The organism is Campylobacter sp. IFREMER_LSEM_CL2256, assembly GCF_025771645.1.
Classification (GTDB): domain Bacteria; phylum Campylobacterota; class Campylobacteria; order Campylobacterales; family Campylobacteraceae; genus Campylobacter_D.
Window position 1 is genome coordinate 114,855 of record NZ_JAKMQQ010000003.1, and the last position, 17,589, is coordinate 132,443.

Below are 17,589 nucleotides of genomic sequence, written 5' to 3' on the forward strand. Positions count from 1 at the left end.
CTAGGCTTTGCTTTTTTCTATTTCTTGAAGTGCTAGGATAAGATCTTTTAAATTTTCATAAGGAATATGAACTTTCCAATCTATTCCATTTTCCTTTTTTAAAGCCACACCTATACTTAAGACATCATTGCTTCCTATACCATAAGGATTAGAAAGATTACAAAGGCTTATTTCTCCACTTTTACTACCATGTAATTCTATAGTTTTAAATACTTTTTTACTCATGTTTATCCCTAAAAGCTGTGATAATTTTTGCTTGAAATTTTAGCCAATCTTTTTGAAGCATGATAGGAAAACCACCATAAACCCTAGCACCTTCTAAATTTTTAGTGACCCCGCCTCTTGCGGCTATGGTAGCAAAATCTCCTATTTCTAAATGCCCGCTTGTAGCACTTTGTCCACCCATAGTAACATTTTTACCTAAAATACTTGAGCCTGAAATTCCACTTTGAGCTACTATAAGACAATTCTCCCCTATTTCACAATTATGTCCTACTTGAACGAGGTTATCAATCTTTGTACCTTGCTTTATGATAGTACTTTCAAAAACTGCTCTATCAATAGTCGTGCAAGCTCCAACTTCTACAAAATCTTCTAAAATAACATTTCCATTATGATAAATCTTATAATGCTCGCCATTTTTTGTATGCGCATAACCAAAACCATCACTACCTATAACACAATTTGCCAGCAAATGGCATTTTTTACCTATTTTAGTGTCATTATAAATCACAACATTTGGATGGATTATAGTATATTCACCTATACTTACATTATCGCCTATATAAGCACCTGCCATTATCACTACATGATCAGCTATTTGGACATTTTCGCCTATATAAACATTTGGCATAATCTTAGCACTTTTGGCAATATTTGATTGTTTTTTTTCACTAGAAATTAAAGGTTTAGCAAAAAGCTTACTTAAAAGTGCAAAAGATAAATGTGGATTATCAACGACTAACTTAATGCAATCTTTTGAAACTAAATTTTCAAATTCTTTTGAGATTAATATAGCCCCAGCTCCACTACTTGCGATTTTTTTAGAGTTTTTTTCTCCATCACAATAACTAAGTTCAGTAAAACTTGCATTATTTAATGAATTTAAAGCTGTAATTTCTATATCATCTCCACAATATTCTATGCCTAAAAATTTAGCAATTTCACTAATTTTCATTTTACCTCCATTAAAATAGAACCACTTCTAACTACACTAATAGGATTATACTTTTTCATAGTTTTTAAAAAGTTATCGATATTTTTTGCATCATCACTTGCCATTACTATAATAAACTCATCATCACTATAAGTCACACTGCCATTATAAGTTTTTAATATAGCATCTAAGCCTGCAAAATTTTCATTTAAAGCAATCTTTACCAAAGCTGTTTCTTTTTCTATAAAATCACTAGAATCAATTACTTTATAAGTAGGTATGAGTTTATGAAGTTGTTTAATAATTTGCTCAAAAACTTTTTCATCGCCTAAAGTAACGATATTTATCCTTGAGAATTCTTTATCATCAAGTGGTGCAACTGTAAGAGACTCTATATTATAACCACGCCCCGAAAAAAGCCCAACAACGCGTGATAATACCCCATGCTCATTTAATACAATGACAGAAATTACTCTTCTTTTCATTTTTTATCCTTGTTTTTATAGCTAGGTAAAATCATATTATAAATAGCTCCACCTGCAGGCACCATAGGTAATACATCTTCATAACGATCTATAGCCACATTTAAAATGTAAGTTTTTTTAGATTCTAAGGCTGCTTTGAAAGCTTTTTGAAATTCTTCTTTGTTAGAGACATTACAACCCTCGCAATGAAAACCTTTAGCAATAGTAATAAAATCAGGTTGACTTGTTAAATCTGTATTAGAAAATCTTTCTTTATAAAACATACTTTGCCATTGTCTTACCATACCTAAAAAAGAATTATTTAAAACAATATTAATCACTTTAATTCCATAAGCACTTGCTGTCATTAGCTCTTGTATATTCATTAAAAAAGAACCATCGCCTACGAAATTTACCACCACTTCTTCACCCACAGCTAATTTAGCTCCAAGTGCAGCTGGTAAAGAATAACCCATAGTTCCTTGCCCACCGCTTGTTGCAAGTTGTCTTGCATAATTAAAAGGATAAAATTGCGCTACCCACATTTGATGTTGTCCTACATCAGTAATTATCCTTGCATCAGGAGCTAATCTAGCGCATTCTTCTATAACCCATTGAGGTTTTAAAACTTCATCACTATCTTCATAGATTAAAGGATATAACTGCTGATATCTTTGTAAAGTTTTAAACCATTCTTGGTATTTTGTATTATCAAAACTTTCTTTTTTTAATTCTTCTAAGGTATCTAAAATAACACTTTTAATATCCCCAACTATAGGAAAATGCGCTTCGATGATTTTAGAAATAGAGCTTGGATCTATATCAATATGAACGATTTTTGCACCCTTGGCAAACTCACTTGTTTTACCAGTAATCCTATCATCAAACCTAGCACCCACAGCAATGAGCAAATCACACTCACTTAAAGCGATATTTGCACAATAACTCCCATGCATACCTGCCATTTTTAAATTAAGTTCATCATCACTTCTTAAAGTCCCTAGAGCCATCAAAGTTTCAACTGCAGGAATTTGACAAAAATGAATTAATTCTCTTAAATCATCACTAGCATTAGAAGCTACACAACCTCCACCTAGGTAAAATAAAGGTTTTTGAGCATTTTTAATCAAACTTACTAATTTTTTAATTTGCTTAATATTTCCTTTATAGGTTGGCTTGTAAGTTTTCATAGAAATTTCTTTAGGATAATGCCATTTACCTATAGCTGCAGTAACATCTTTAGGTATATCAATATGCACAGGCCCTTTTCTACCTGTTGTTGCAATGTAAAAAGCTTCTTTTAAAATTTTAGGTAATTCTTCAATATTTTTTACTAAATAATTATGTTTTACGCAAGGCCTTGAAATACCTATAGCATCGATTTCTTGAAAAGCATCGGTTCCTATTAAAGAATTTGCAACTTGAGCTGAAATTAAAACTAAAGGTATAGAATCACTATAAGCAGTAGCCAAGCCTGTAACTGTATTGGTAAAACCAGGTCCACTTGTAACTACTGCCACACCAACCTCACCACTCATTCTAGCATAAGCATCAGCACTATGTAAGGCTGCTTGCTCGTGTCTAACTAGGATATGTTTAAAATGAGTTTGCTTATAAATTTCATCATAAATATTTAAAGCCGCACCACCAGGATAACCAAAAACTACTTTAACATTTTCTTCTTTTAATGCTTCACAAATCATTTGCGAGCCATTTAGCTCTTTCATTATTTTACCTTTTTGCTTAAAATGGAAAATATTATAACGATAATTTAATAAATATTATTTTATAAGGAGAGTTTCTTGAAAAATCAAGAAACTACTTGTGCTTTTTTAGCGTATTCTATACCTAAATCAAAAGCTTTTGCATTTGCTTCTTTAGTTTTTGCAGGTACCATATCAAGCATAGTTTGTTTTAATGCATCAATATCAATACATTTGCTCATATAAGCAGCTATAGCTAAAGCAACAACTGATTGAGTGGCTACATTACCTACTTCTTCTTTAGCTATAGTAATAATAGGAATTTCAAAAATTTTCCATCTAGCATAATCTTCTTTGCTTGGGTGAACTAAATTTGGCTCTACAACTATAACTCCACCATCACAAACACCATCTTTGAAACTATGATAACCCTTATCAGCAGTTGAAAGCATAAAACTAACTTCACCTTCTACTGCATAAGGAAAAAAGATTTCACTTTCATCAATGATAATATCAACCTTAGTTGGTCCGCCTCTAACTTGAGAAGTATAAGTAGAAGCTTTAAAAGCATTGCGCCCTTCTTTAATGGCAGCTTTAGCTAGAATTTCACCTGCAGTGATAACCCCTTGTCCACCTTCACCGCAAAATCTTAATTGATATTTCATTTTAATGCTCCTAAATCAACCATTCTTTTTTCTTTCAAGGCTCTTCTAACTTCTTCATAAGCCTCACAATATTCTGCCTTGCTTTCATCTTGATGCAAAATTCCTGTAGGGAATTTATCTGCTCTTTGCTCATAGTCTAATTGTTCAAATTTAGACTTATCCACACAACGATTTTTAATCCAATCAAGCATGCTTACAGCTTCACCCATTTTATTTTTTCTACCAAGATTAATATGGCAGTTTGAAAATACATCTACAAAACTATAACCTTTGTGTGATAAAGCTTTAAAAATGATATTTTCAAGTTTATTTGCCTCAATAACATTTGTTCTTGCTACAAAAGAAGCCCCAGCAGCTTTAGTAAGCTCACAAGCGTCAAAATTTGGATCTATATTACCCGCTTGAGCAGTAACAGTGTAAAAGCCTTGTGGAGTAGTTGGTGAAGTTTGTGAGTTTGTAAGACCATAAATAAAATTATTGATTAAAATATGAGTTAAATCTATATTTCTTCTACATCCATGGATAGTGTGATTTCCACCAATTGCTAAAGTATCACCATCCCCACTTACTACGATTACATGTTTTTTAGGATTTGCCAGTTTAATCCCTGTTGCATAAGCAATAGCTCTACCATGGGTAGTATGTACTGTATTACAATTTACATAAGAACTCATTCTGCCACTACAACCTATACCTGAAACTAAGCAAACATCATCCATATTCCAGCCAAGTTTTTGAATGGCCCTAATAATAGCTTTTAAAACAACTCCATCCCCACAACCCCAGCACCATTGTGTTGGAAGTTTATCCACTCTTAAATATTCATCGTAATTAAAAGCCATTTTACATATTCTCCTTTACTTTAGCAATAATTTCACTTGGGGTTATAGGGCGACCATTTGCACGGTGTAAGCTAATAAAATCATCTCTTTTGCTTACTCTTTGAATTTCTTCTAAATATTGCCCCATATTAAGCTCGCTAACCATAACTTTTTCAAATTTAGATACCACTTGAGCTATTTTTTTCTCAGCTACTGGATAAAGCGTGATAGGTCTAAAAAGCCCTACTTTTAAACCCTCTTCTCTAAGTCTTAAGATAGCTTCTTTAGCAGATCTTGCAACACTACCATAAGCAATGATTAAAAACTGCGCATCATCACACATAAACTCTTCATAAGTACAAATTTCATCGGTATTATTTTTAATCTTACCAAACAATCTTTTCATATTTTTATCTACTATCGCTCCATCTTCAGTTGGAAAACCTATATCTCCATGATGAAGTCCTGTGATATGATAACGATAACCTTCAAAGAAAGGATTTAGTGTAGCAGCTTCATTTTCCCCTGCCGCATAAGGTTTATAATCTTTTTTATCTCCTGTAAATTTTTTACGGTTAATAATTTCTAATTCTTCTAAATCAGGTAATTTAGCCTTACCATTCATATGTCCTATGGTTTCATCTAAAAGCAAAAATACCGGAGTCATGTATTTTTCAGCTAAATTAAAAGCTCTAATAGTTTCAGTGTAAGCTTCCTCTAATGAAGCAGGAGCTAAAGCTATACTTGCATAATCTCCATGTGTTGGAGCTTTTGCTTGAAACAAATCTCCTTGTGCAACTCTTGTTGGAAGACCAGTGGATGGACCACCTCTCATAACATTTACAATTACTAGTGGAATTTCAGCTATAAAACCCAAACCAATTTGCTCAGCTTTTAAAGAAATTCCAGGTCCACTACTTGCTGTCATAGACTTAACACCACTCATAGAAGCACCCAAAGCCACACTAATACCTGAAATTTCATCTTCCATTTGTATAAAAGTACCATCATTTTTTGGTAGCATATGGCTTAATTCATGTGCTATTTCAGAACTTGGGGTAATTGGATAACCACCAAAAAATTTACAGCCACAATCAATCGCAGCTTTTGCTACTAAAACATTACCTGTTGATATCACTTCTCTCATTGTTTTTCCTATGCGTTTAATTTTTTATATTTATTTTCTTTAACAGCTTGTGCTCTTTCTTTGGCTTCTGGCGTAAGCTTTGCAAATTTAAACTCATCTCTTTTTGCAACAAAAATTGCAAAATCAGGGCAGTGACTTTCACATTCACTACAGCCTATACAAGAATCAGGATGAACCACTTCTATCATCTGTCCTAAAACTGCACTGATTTCATCTCTCATTGCTAAAACTCCAGCTGGACAATAGCTAACACAGATATTACAAGCTTTACATCTTGCTTCATCAACCCAAACCGGTGTATTTTCTGGGGCTACCATTAAAATTCCTTTCTAATTTTTTGTTATTTTTAATGATTTTTTATCAAAAGTTATTTTTAAAACAAACTTTTTATTATAGCGAATTTATAGCATGAGTAAATATTATTTAAGATATAAAGTAAAACAAATAGGTATTTATAACGCAAAGTAACATTAGGAGTAAAAAACTCCTAAAAATTATTTATAATTATATTGAATGAGAGAATTTTCTAATGCAATTTGTTCTTGATCGTCTAATTTTAACTCCAAAATTTCAAGCACCCCATCAAGACTTATCCTTGCCATAGCACCAAAAGCTTTTTCTTTTATGCCGTATTCTCCATCTAAAATCACACATATTGGTAAAAATTCTCCACTTTTTAAAGCCTCTATCATCCTCACACAAGCACTTGCAGGGGCTAAATATGCTGAAGTTTTTAAATATTTTATAATTTTAGCACCACCTGTTTTAACTTCTTGTTCTATTTGAGCAAGATCATATTCATTTAAAACCTCATTTAATGCTTTGTTTTGAACTTTACTTTGAGATTTTACTAAAACCATGCTATCATTGTGAAAACCTATAAGCTTAGTATCTATATAAGAAGTTTTTATATTTAGTTTTTTACCCACTTCATATTTAAATCTAGCATTATCCAAAACGCCTGCCATAGCAATGATTTTCTTTGATGAAAATAATTTACTTTCATAAAGAGCATCCAGTAAAAAATCTACAGGATTGCTTACTATAATAAACAAAGGATCGTTGTTAAATTTTTTAATATTATTGGCACACTCAAGCATAATTTTAGCATTAATAGCAAAAAGCTCATCCCTACTTTGACCTTCTTTTCTAGCTACTCCCGCACTAAAAACAACCACTTGAGAATCTTTTGAGTGCGCATAATCATCCGTGCAAGTTATTTTAATATCAAAATTAAAAGCAGCTATGCTCTGACTTAATTCCAATTCTCTAGCAAAAAGCAAATCTTTATTAATATCAATCAAAACAAGCCCATCAACCAACTCTCTTAAAATCAAAGCATAAGCAGTACTTACACCAACATTTCCTGCGCCTATGATAGTGATTTTCATTTTTTCTCCTTTTTGCGTTTATTTCACTAAATTAGCTGGTAATTCAAAAATATTTTTAATTAAATGATAAGGAAGTTGCAAGCTTTGTGCAATAAGCTGGGTCTTAAATTCAGGTTCATCCACTGTTCCACTTAATTTAATTTGTGTACTAATTTGCCTATCTTTACCTAATATAATTTGATTGATAATTGGAACTTTGGAAATAACCGAACTGGCTGATTTTAGCGTTCTAAGTTCTAATAAACCATCCACTTGATTGCTTCTTAAATTGATTTTAACTTGACCTAACACATCTGCACTATCACCATTAAAATTAAGTGCGTCTATTTCAAAAAGATCTTTTTTACGATTAAAACTTATACCAGCATTTTCAACACTAAAGCCTTTTTCATTAAAGGTAGGCGCCTTAAATAAAATTAAACTAGGTATGGTATCAATAAAACTTAAAAGCTGTTGATGAAATTTCAAATCTTTTAAATAAGTATCTTTAAATAAGAACTTACCTTTGAAAAAATCAGTACTATTGCCATCTACATAAAGATTAAACTCACCTTTTTCAAAAACATTTTGGCGCATAAAGGTGTTTAGAAAATCATCATCCATTTTTAAAGCTCTAATTTGCATTTGATTTTCTTTAAACAAAAAATCAAATCTAGATTCATTTCTATTTGCCCAAGCTTTTACGGAATCTTTTTTAATTTTAGCGTCAAATTGATCAAAATCTAAGGTTTTATTAAAATCTTTTAAAATCAAATCTATATTTTTACCACTAATATTATAAGTTGAATTTTCAAGAGTATCTAAAGTATTTTCTGTATCTTGCTGAGAAATCAATAAATTAATATTATTTAAAGTAATATTTACATCATCATTGCCTTTTTGTGCAAAAATACTACCACTTACACTAGTTAAATTAAAATCATTACCTTTTATTTTTATATTAAAACTATCATATTCATAAGGATTATTATCTTTATAGAGCAAAAATGATTCAAAAGTAGTATTATTAATATCTACATTAAAATCTTGGAAATTTAAAGTATTTAAAGATAATTCCCCATCATGCACTTTATTTTTTTGCATTAATTTAGAATAATTTTTATATTTTGCAAGTTTTTCAACATAAACAGACATACCTTGATCAAAATTTAAAGTTGTGGTAAATTCTTTATTATATAAACTAATATTTTTATCAAAATCAAGGCTTAAATCAAGAAATTTATTTTCCATTTTTAAGCTCTCTTGTGGTAGTTCTAAGTTTGTTATAAAGGTTTTAAAATCACCTTTTTTTTGCTTCAAATCAACACTTGCATTAAAATCACCATTAATCATACTACTTTGCACGCTTGCATTTTGTATATCTAGCTTATCTTTTTTTAAAGTAAGATTTGCTTGAGTTATCTTAAAATCACTTATATTTATATTTGAATTAATAATATTAAAACTACCATTATAAGTAATTTTCTCAGGATGATCAAAAGGAATTTTCAGTGTTAAATCAGTCTTTGCGACACCATTATTTTGTAAAAATGGTAATTTTATATCATATAGAAGCAAAATTTTATTAACCCTATAATCAGCTCTAGCATTATCACTTTTAATACGTATATAAATTCCTGCTTTTTCATTTAACATATTATCTATATAAATTTGACTTTGAGTTAAATCATAATTATTAAAACGCAAATCATCATAAATAAAATCAAGTCTTTGTTTAGCAAATTCAAGTCTTACAAAAGGACTTACGATAGGATCTATGCCTTTATCTAAAACTACTTTTAAATTATTTACATAACCTTTGGCATTGATATCGTTTAAATAATATCTATGCTTTCCAAAGTCTGCAAAACCGCTTAATTTTTCTATAAAATAAAAATCAGCCTTTACCTTACCACCCACCCAAAGAGCAAGATTAGAAGGCAAATGTACTCCATTTTCTACTAAAATATCAAAAATTTGCGAAATATTATTTGAATTGATATTTTCTAATTCATAAGCAATCTCTTCTCTTTTGAGTGAAAATTTAACATCACTTTTTAAAAAATCACTATCGATTTTACCTTTAAAAGTATAAAATTTTGTCTTAGGATTAATAAGCAAGGAGCCAATTATGCTAAGATTATGATCTTTTAAAAGAAAATTATCAATATTAGCTTGTATATTTTTATCACTAATTTTTAAATTCACTTTTACTAAAAGATTTTTGCTGTTTACAAAAAATAAATTATTTTTATAAATTAACTCCACAGGATAGTTATTGACAAACATTTCATCAATATTGATTTCTTGAAAAAACCAATAAATATATTTTACATCTTTAATAAGCTGCACAGCTTTACTTGCGCTAGTTTCATTTTGAGCACTTTGACTTTGAGAATTTACTACGACTTTTTTAGCATTTAAAATGAGTTTTTTATCTAATTTAATATATAATTTCTCTAAATTAATAGAAGAAAATTCTAATTTTTCTATATAAATTCCATTTTTGAGGTAAATAAACAAAGCAATGAAAAGTATCATAGGTAATGCTAAAAATTTAAGAATTTTTTTAATATGTTGTGACTTGATTTTAATTTTTCTTTTATCCATTTTTTATTATCTACTTTTACCTATAAAAACAAACTCTGTAGTTTTTATACCACAAGGTTCTGTTAGCAAGATTATAACGCAATTAGATAAAAATAACTATAAAATGAGCAGTATCGATAAATATACTTTATATTTTTTGGGCCATCCACAATCTGGCTGGATAAATATAGGCACAAAAGAACTAAATAGAGCTGAATTTTTACATAAGCTTACCGTCGCTAAGGCAGCGCTTGAAACTATTACTTTAATTCCTGGAGAAACGACTGAAATTTTCTTTGAAGAATTAGCACCGAAGTTAAATTTAAATGTTAAAATCTTAATGCAGGAATTTTACAAACAAAGTCCTTTTAAAGAAGGTATGCTTTTTCCTGAAACTTATAAAATTCCAAAAGGTATCACAGAAGAGCTTTTGGTAAAATATCTTTTGGCTTACTCTGTAAGTGAATTTAAAAAGCTTTCTTATAAAATTTTTAGAGAATATAATGAAAAAAAATGGCATGAGTATATCATCATAGCTTCCATTATACAAAAAGAAGCAGCGAGTAATGAAGAAATGCCTATAGTTTCATCTGTAATTAGAAATCGTTTAAGAAAAGGTATGAAGCTTCAAATGGATGGAACATTAAATTATGGAAAATACTCTCATGAAAAAATCACTCCACAAAGAATAAGATCAGATAATAGTTCTTACAATACTTATAAATTTAATGGCATACCAAAAGAAGCTGTATGCAATGTTTCATTTGAAGCTATCAAGGCAGCTATTTTTCCTGCTAAAACAGAATATTTATACTTTGTAAGAGATAAAAAAACTAATAAGCATATTTTTACCTCTACTTTAAAAGATCATAATAAGGCAATAAGAAATTGATTATAAAATTTCTCTTTGCCCTTTTGCATCAGGTTCGCTTAAAACACCTGTTTGTGAAAGTTGTTCTATGATATTTGCTGCGCGGTTATAGCCTATTTTCAAACGTCTTTGCAAATAAGAAATACTAGTTTTTCTATCTTCTAAGATTACAGCCTTTGCCTCTTCATAAAGCTCATCTAAATCCCCATCATCAAATTCACTTCTTTTATAAGCTCCATCTTGACTGTCATCTTTTAAAAAACTCTCATCATATTCTACTACTTGTTGAGCTTTTAAAAACTCTACTATATTTTCAATTTCATTTTCGCTTGCAAAAGGTGCATGTAAACGCACTAAACCACTCATACCAGGAGGGGTGAATAAACAATCCCCGCGCCCTAGTAAGCTTTCAGCACCCATAGAATCTAAAATAACCTTAGAGTCTATCTTTTGCCCTACTTTATAAGAAATTCTACTTGGTAAATTTGCTTTTACAACCCCAGTAACAACATCCACTGAAGGGCGTTGTGTAGCTACGATTAAGTGAATTCCGCTTGCTCTTGCCATTTGCGCTAAACGACCTATATAAAACTCTACATCCTTACCCGCAGTCATCATTAAATCAGCCAACTCATCAATAATCACTACAATAAATGGTAAGATTTCTCCACCTTGTTCTTTGATTTTTTCATTGTAATTTTCTATATTTTTAGTTTTTGCTTCAGCCATCAAACGATACCTGCGTTCCATTTCAGCTACCATATTTGATAAAGCATTTACCGCCTTTTTAGGATCAGTAATTACCGGTGTAAGTAAATGTGGTATATCATTATAAATACTAAATTCAAGCATTTTAGGATCTATCATCATAAGTCTTAAGGTTTTTGGTGAATTTCTATAAAGCAAAGATAAAAGCATAGAGTTAATTCCCACACTTTTACCGCTTCCTGTAGTTCCTGCTATTAAGAGATGAGGAAGCTTTTTAAGATCTGTGATGAAAGGATCGCCTACTATATCTTTGCCCAAAGCTATAGTTAAAGGTGAGCTAGAATTTTTAAATACCTCACTTTCTAAAATTTCCCTTAAGTAAATCGTATCGATTTTTTCATTTGGGACTTCAATCCCTACTACATCTTTACCTGGAATTGGAGCTTGAATTCTTATAGTTTGAGCTTTTAAAGCCATAGCCAAATCATCTTGTAAAGATAAAATTTTACTTACTTTAACATCTGCTGCTGGACGAAATTCAAAAGTAGTTACAACAGGACCTGTATAGGTTCTAACTACATCACCACCTATTTTAAAACGTCTTAATTTTTCCAATAAATCATAAATTTTTCTATCAATCTCTTCTTCATTTATCTCACTTTTACCTTCTTTTGGCATGGTTAAAAAATCTAAAGGTGGTAAAGAAAAATCTTTTGGTTTTTCAAAATTTCCAAAGTCAAGATCTTTCAACAAGGCTTTATTTTCACTCACTTCATTAGCGTTAGAATGGTGTGTTTTGTTTTCTACTACTTCCACTATAGGCTCTTGGGTAATCTCAAATGGAACTTTTTCTTCTTTAACTTCATTTTGTACTTCTTCTACTACAAAAGGGCTTTCATAGTTTCTTTTACTTCTTAGTTCTTCTATACTAACAGGCTTAGCAAAATCATCTTCACTAAAATCTAGCTCTTTTACTTCATTTTGCGGGATAAAATCCTCATCTTTAAAATCTTTTACCCCTAAAAAGCTAGTTTTGTTTTGAATTTTTTTAAACTCAGCTTCTTTTTGTGCTTCTATGGCATTTAATTCTTCAATTTTTTTAAAATCCTCATTAAGTTCTTCTAAAATTTTTTCTTTTTGTAAAGCTTTATACTCTTCTAGCAATTTAGCTTTTTGTAGCATTTGCTCACGCTCTTTAAGCTCTTTGGCAAATAAAGAATTTTCTTCTATCACTTCTTCTTTGTTTTCATTTAAGTCCATATTACGTCTTTTATAACTTGGCTCATCTAAATTTTTACTTTTTAAGGTTTGAGTATAAATATCTTCACTATTGTTTTTATATTTTGACAAATACTCTTCAGGGGTCATTTCATCTTCCTTTATATTTATTTGACTAGCTTTTTGAGCAAAACTTGCGATAGGCTCTGAAAGCTCATGAATATAACTTGAGCTTAATTTTTTATCCTCTTCACTAATTATCACTTCTTCTAATTCTTGATTTTTCAAATCTTCAAGATTGAATTTTTTATTTTCTTGAGTCTCTTGCTTTGATAGATCTTCCTTTTTGATGGGCTCTTCTTTTTTCTCTTTGATTAAAAGCTCTTGCTTAAGTTTTTCTTGCTCTTCTTTGGTTTCATTTTCATACTTATCACCACCAAAAAAGCCAAAAATTTTATTTTTAATTAAAGTTTCGAGTTTTAAATAAAAATCAAAATCAAGATCTATTTTAAATACTTCTTTGATAATTTGCGGAAAAGAAATACTAAAAGCAAAAGCTAAAAGCAAAATCACCAAGATTAAGCTACCTATTTTTCCAAAAAGTCCATCTAAAATCACAAACATAGCAGAAGCTATATAACCTTTATCTTGCAAAAATGCTGAAGCAAAAATAAGCGAAGCAAAAATGCAAGTAAAGATAGCTACACTAAATCTACGCTCAATAAGCTCAAAGTTATAATCATTTTTATATAAAAGATAATTAAACCAAAAAAAGACAAAAGGATAAAATTTAGTCAATGAGCCAAATAAAAAATAGCTAAGTTTTGCTAAAGAGTATCCTATAATACTTACTAAAGCTTGATCAGGTATCAAAGCACTTAGACAAAAATAAAAAATAAAAATATTAGAAATGATAAAAATAGCTTCTTTTTTTATAACACATCCTTTTATAAAGAAAAAAGCTATTATATCAAAAATTATAAGTAGTTTAATAAACTCATTTGAGAAATTTTAGAAGTAGCTGAAAGCATAGCTTGATAAGAAACCATAGTTTGCATAAACATCATATATGTTTGCCCATAATCAGCATCAGTCACTCCGCTTTTTATAGAAGCAACATTAACATTTAAAAAAGTCATTCTTTTGTTTGTTTCTTCTATATTGTTAGTATAAGCTCCTATGGTTGTTTGCATTTTTCTAACATGATCTTGTAAATGATCAATCCTTTCTAATGCTCCTTGTAAACCTGTATTTCTAGGATCACTTCCTTCTGAATCAGCCCTCATGCTACCATTTAAAACTGCATCTATCATCTCATCCAAATCTTTAATCAAATCAATATTTGGATCATCGATAGTTAAAGAATTATTTGCACTAAATACAAAACCTGAACCATTGCTTACTTCTCCTGCTAGGGGAAAGCCGCTATTTGAATTTGAATCTTTAATGGTAAGACCTATATTTGTATTAGTTGAAAATTTATCAGTAATACTTATACGACCTTTATAGTCCATACTAACTTCAACAAAACCCTTAGAATCAGCTATGTCTTGTTGGATAGTTTGAAAATCATTATTATTAATAGTTCCGTTTGCATTTGGAGTAATAGTTGCTGTAGGAACATTATCGCTTGCAAACATACCTATAATATCATTTAACTGACCATAAGTAATATCTTCAGGTCTTGTTTGCATACCCACTGAGGTTCCAGTTGCTTCATTATACTGAGAATGTGTAATAGGAAAACTTATGGTTTGACCCGGATTATTTGGATCAGGATAACTTACAGTAGAATTTTCTAAATCAATAGTTACATTATATTTTTGACCACTTCTAGAAGTGATTTCCATTTGAAGTTGTTGGCTATCCATGCTACCATTAGCATTTGCAACGACTTCACTTAATTTTGTACTATCAGTAGCATACTCACTAGTGCCTTTAATCACTTGAGAAACATTTCCAAAAACAGTATTGCCATCTTTTTCAAAAGGCACATCAAAATCAGCTCCATTGGTTTTATTACCATTGATATTGCTTTTTATAAAGTCTGTTTTGTAAATATCAACAGTAAATTGCTTTCCATCTACTGTAATAGTTACTGGACTTTTAGTATTATTTAAATCTCCATTATGCGCTGCTTGCATAATACGGTTGGTAACTTCATCCATGCTGATACCTTCAGCTTTAGCAGCATCACTTAAATCTTTAATTTGCTCTGCGTCTTGAAGTTGTGGTGTCATGGCAACTGCATGAAAATCTAAAGAACTACTTCCTTCTTTTAAACTCTTTATTTCTATTTGGCCACTATCATTCAATGCGACCTTAACAACCTCATTTCCCTCTGTGTTGCCATATAGCTTTCCAATATTTTCTAAAACATCTTCAATTTTAGCATCAGGATCTATATCCAAAGTGGCTTTAAAACTTGTTCCATCGGGTCTAACGCCTTGAATATACATTGATGAGTGTGGAAAAGGAAGTTTATCATCATAACTATCTTCGAAATTTTTATCAGGATCAAGTTTGCCATTTTGAACATAATTTTGGCCTATTAAATGCGAAAATTTAGACTCTCCTGTTAAATATTCTTTTTTATCCGGATAACGAGCATCAGTGAAAGAAACATTTGTTGAAATGATTTTATTTATATTTGAATCAGGTTTAAAAAATAAATCCCAACCAGGTATATTATAAGGAATTTGCGTGCCAGCACCACTAACTACAAAAATGTTATCTTTATTGCCAGTATAGTTTCCATATTTATCAAAAGGCATGTTAGCACTATTTGATCCTGCAAACAAATACTGCCCATTAATGCTAGTATTGGCAATATTTACAATAGAATCTCTCACAAGTTTAAGTTCTTTTGCTATAGCTTCTCTTGATTCTTGAGAGTTACCATCGCTTGCAGCTTTTGTTAAGAGTGTTTTAAATTTTTCCAAAAGTTCAGTGATATTTTTTAAAGCCGTATCTGTGTTTTTTGCTAATTCCATAGCTGATTGAGTTCCTTCAATTACCTGACCTATATTAGCTAGTTCATATTCTAATCTTGAACCATTAATGTAAGTATTGGCATTTTCCCAAGAGTGCTGTATAAGTTGACCTGTTTGTAATTGCAAATTATATTTATTAAGTAAAGACTGACCATCCGTGTAGTTTTGTATAGAAGTGTAGTAAGTATACTGGTTACTAATTCTCATTATCTTGCTCCGCAAATAAATTTTTTAATTATTTACAAGCAAAAAAAGTTCCAATTTTAAATATATTTTAATTTACTATATAAATATTTTTATATTGCTTTAATTTTTTTTTAGTATAATTTTATATTCTATATTTTTAATCTAAAATCTTAAAAAAGCCCGAGTGGTGAAACTGGTAGACGCGCCAGACTCAAAATCTGGTAAGGGCAACCTTGTGTCGGTTCGAGTCCGACCTCGGGCACCATTTAAATTATTATTTTATATTTATTTTAATTTTATTATTTCTTATTAGTTTTGCATTACAGCTTGATTTTCAAAAAAACATTTTCCAATGATTTTTTAGTATTTTGATGATATTTTTGCAAATTTCTTTCTTTTTGCTTTCTTCTATTTGAAGCTTATCTAAAAAAGTTTCTTCAAGAGTGTTAATAAGTCGTGTGCATTCTTTTATATCAAATGTTTTTAATTCATTTAAAGATGATAATGCTTTTAATAATAAATCTTTATATTCCATAAGAGTTTTAATATCTACCTCTGAAAGCTGGGCTAACAGAGATAGAAATTGCATAAAATTGTAAAATGGCAAAATAATCCTTTTTTTGCGTATCTATATTGTTAACTTCATTTAAGAAAAAGCCTTATTTATATCATCTACTCTTTTCTTATAACATTTCCAACACTAAATAAGAACTCCAAAGCCACTCATTTATCCATAAAAACCTAATACCATCTTTCCACCGAAATTTCTTGAACATGACCAGCGTATTTTATAACAATTTTTGAATGTTTCGGAGGATCTTCAACTTGAATTGGAGACGAAGTATAACAATCAATACTATTACCCAAAGTATGAATATCATGTGCATCCTCTAAATCGTAAAATAGTCCTGTAATACTTTTATGTATTCTTCCGTAACAAATTCCACCATGGAGAAACCCTTCCCATTCTACAGTTATTTCATTTCCTATAAATTTATCCTCAAAACCATCAAAATAAATTTCAAAATTATTATGTCCACCTTCTGGAATGGCTTTTCTTTGTATGACATATTTATCGTTTCCTTGATAAAATCCAACCAAATATGGATTTTTATAAGGCATAGCAAAAAGCAATCGAATGCGCTTTTTATAAACAGCTCGCACATTTTTTCTAAAATCCCCTCCTAAAGTTTTAACTATTATTTGTTGAATATTATTTGTGTTTTCTAGTACATGATATTTAGCATGAGCTTCACCTTTATCATTAAAATAATTATCTCGTGGCGAAGTAGGCGTTATTAAAGGACTACTCAACCACTCTATCTCAGCCTTTGGCTTTCCATTTTTTAAAGTAACATCAAAAAAACCTTCTTCTACAACTTGTTCTGGAGCTTCTATCTCTATTTTATACTCAAAAAACCTAATAGGATCTAATTTAAATTCTACTTTTTGTTCTCCAATATGCTCGACATAATAAAAACTTATATTAGTTTCTTTAACACTAAAATCACCAATACTACTAAACTCTAAAACAGCTTCACCATTTTCATTAACATTAAAGCTGTCTTTTTTAGCTTTTACTCCATTACTTCCAGTAATTTTATCAATAGTGGAATTTGGTAATAAGCCACTTACTTTAATGCTAAAATCATCCATATAATCTATGGTTTTTTCTTGTCCTTTAAAGCTTGGATAAGT

General features: G+C 30.2%; 14 protein-coding genes, 1 tRNA gene and 1 pseudogene. 2 read left to right on the forward strand and 14 right to left on the reverse strand.

Translation table 11 applies throughout. The annotated features are described in order from the left end of the window. The 10 genes from L8U00_RS02515 to L8U00_RS02560 all read right to left on the reverse strand — a co-directional run bounded on the left by L8U00_RS02515 (position 1) and on the right by L8U00_RS02560 (position 9,867). Positions 1-225, reverse strand: coding sequence for a hypothetical protein (locus L8U00_RS02515; protein WP_039618362.1), 225 nt, complete (start codon positions 223-225; stop codon positions 1-3). Beyond that, positions 218-1,177: a UDP-3-O-(3-hydroxymyristoyl)glucosamine N-acyltransferase gene (gene lpxD / locus L8U00_RS02520; protein ID WP_263708414.1), complete on the reverse strand. Its 960-nt coding sequence runs from the start codon at positions 1,175-1,177 to the stop codon at positions 218-220. Before lpxD ends, L8U00_RS02515 begins: the two co-directional genes overlap by 8 nt. Then, positions 1,174-1,641, reverse strand: coding sequence for an acetolactate synthase small subunit (ilvN, locus tag L8U00_RS02525; RefSeq protein ID WP_263706209.1), 468 nt, complete (start codon positions 1,639-1,641; stop codon positions 1,174-1,176). The genes lpxD and ilvN overlap by 4 nt, the downstream gene beginning before the upstream one ends. Further along, positions 1,638-3,347: an acetolactate synthase large subunit gene (locus L8U00_RS02530; protein ID WP_263708415.1), complete on the reverse strand. Its 1,710-nt coding sequence runs from the start codon at positions 3,345-3,347 to the stop codon at positions 1,638-1,640. The genes ilvN and L8U00_RS02530 overlap by 4 nt, the downstream gene beginning before the upstream one ends. Positions 3,348-3,430: 83 nt before the next feature. Continuing rightward, positions 3,431-3,988, reverse strand: coding sequence for a 2-oxoglutarate:acceptor oxidoreductase, gamma subunit (locus tag L8U00_RS02535; protein WP_039626146.1), 558 nt, complete (start codon positions 3,986-3,988; stop codon positions 3,431-3,433). Continuing rightward, positions 3,985-4,830, reverse strand: a complete 846-nt coding sequence (locus L8U00_RS02540) for a 2-oxoglutarate ferredoxin oxidoreductase subunit beta (protein ID WP_257406452.1) — start codon at positions 4,828-4,830, stop codon at positions 3,985-3,987. Before L8U00_RS02540 ends, L8U00_RS02535 begins: the two co-directional genes overlap by 4 nt. Before the next feature lies 1 nt (position 4,831). Then, a complete protein-coding gene (locus L8U00_RS02545; RefSeq protein WP_039626148.1) occupies positions 4,832-5,956 on the reverse strand; it encodes a 2-oxoglutarate synthase subunit alpha in 1,125 nt (374 codons plus the stop codon). Between the two features lie 8 nt (positions 5,957-5,964). Then, positions 5,965-6,279: a 2-oxoglutarate:acceptor oxidoreductase, delta subunit gene (locus tag L8U00_RS02550; RefSeq protein ID WP_039668439.1), complete on the reverse strand. Its 315-nt coding sequence runs from the start codon at positions 6,277-6,279 to the stop codon at positions 5,965-5,967. A gap of 171 nt (positions 6,280-6,450) precedes the next feature. Further along, positions 6,451-7,347 carry a malate dehydrogenase gene (locus L8U00_RS02555; protein ID WP_263708416.1) on the reverse strand — a complete coding sequence of 299 codons (897 nt, stop codon included), beginning with the start codon at positions 7,345-7,347 and terminating at the stop codon, positions 6,451-6,453. An 18-nt stretch (positions 7,348-7,365) separates the two neighbouring features. Further along, positions 7,366-9,867 (reverse strand): AsmA-like C-terminal domain-containing protein, encoded by a 2,502-nt coding sequence (locus L8U00_RS02560; RefSeq protein ID WP_263708417.1) that lies wholly within the window; start codon positions 9,865-9,867, stop codon positions 7,366-7,368. Between L8U00_RS02560 and mltG the strand changes: the two genes are divergently transcribed. Next, entirely contained in the window at positions 9,854-10,807 is a 954-nt protein-coding gene (gene mltG / locus L8U00_RS02565; protein WP_263682232.1) for an endolytic transglycosylase MltG, read from the forward strand. The two genes, L8U00_RS02560 and mltG, sit on opposite strands and share 14 nt — an antisense overlap. Here the strand turns inward: mltG and L8U00_RS02570 are convergent. Together L8U00_RS02570 and flgL are read right to left on the reverse strand one after the other, a co-directional pair. After that, positions 10,808-12,736 (reverse strand): annotated as a pseudogene (locus L8U00_RS02570) (DNA translocase FtsK); the annotation flags it as partial. Between the two features lie 953 nt (positions 12,737-13,689). Continuing rightward, positions 13,690-15,912, reverse strand: coding sequence for a flagellar hook-associated protein FlgL (flgL, locus tag L8U00_RS02575; protein WP_263708418.1), 2,223 nt, complete (start codon positions 15,910-15,912; stop codon positions 13,690-13,692). A gap of 157 nt (positions 15,913-16,069) precedes the next feature. Here flgL and L8U00_RS02580 point away from each other — a divergent pair. Continuing rightward, positions 16,070-16,156 (forward strand) — tRNA-Leu (locus tag L8U00_RS02580). Between the two features lie 69 nt (positions 16,157-16,225). Here L8U00_RS02580 and L8U00_RS02585 read toward each other — a convergent pair. Together L8U00_RS02585 and L8U00_RS02590 are read right to left on the reverse strand one after the other, a co-directional pair. Beyond that, complete coding sequence (locus L8U00_RS02585; protein ID WP_263708419.1) at positions 16,226-16,498, reverse strand: hypothetical protein; 273 nt, start codon at positions 16,496-16,498, stop codon at positions 16,226-16,228. A gap of 134 nt (positions 16,499-16,632) precedes the next feature. After that, positions 16,633-17,589 (reverse strand): hypothetical protein (locus tag L8U00_RS02590; protein ID WP_263708420.1); only part of this gene is annotated, 957 nt, incomplete at its 5' end.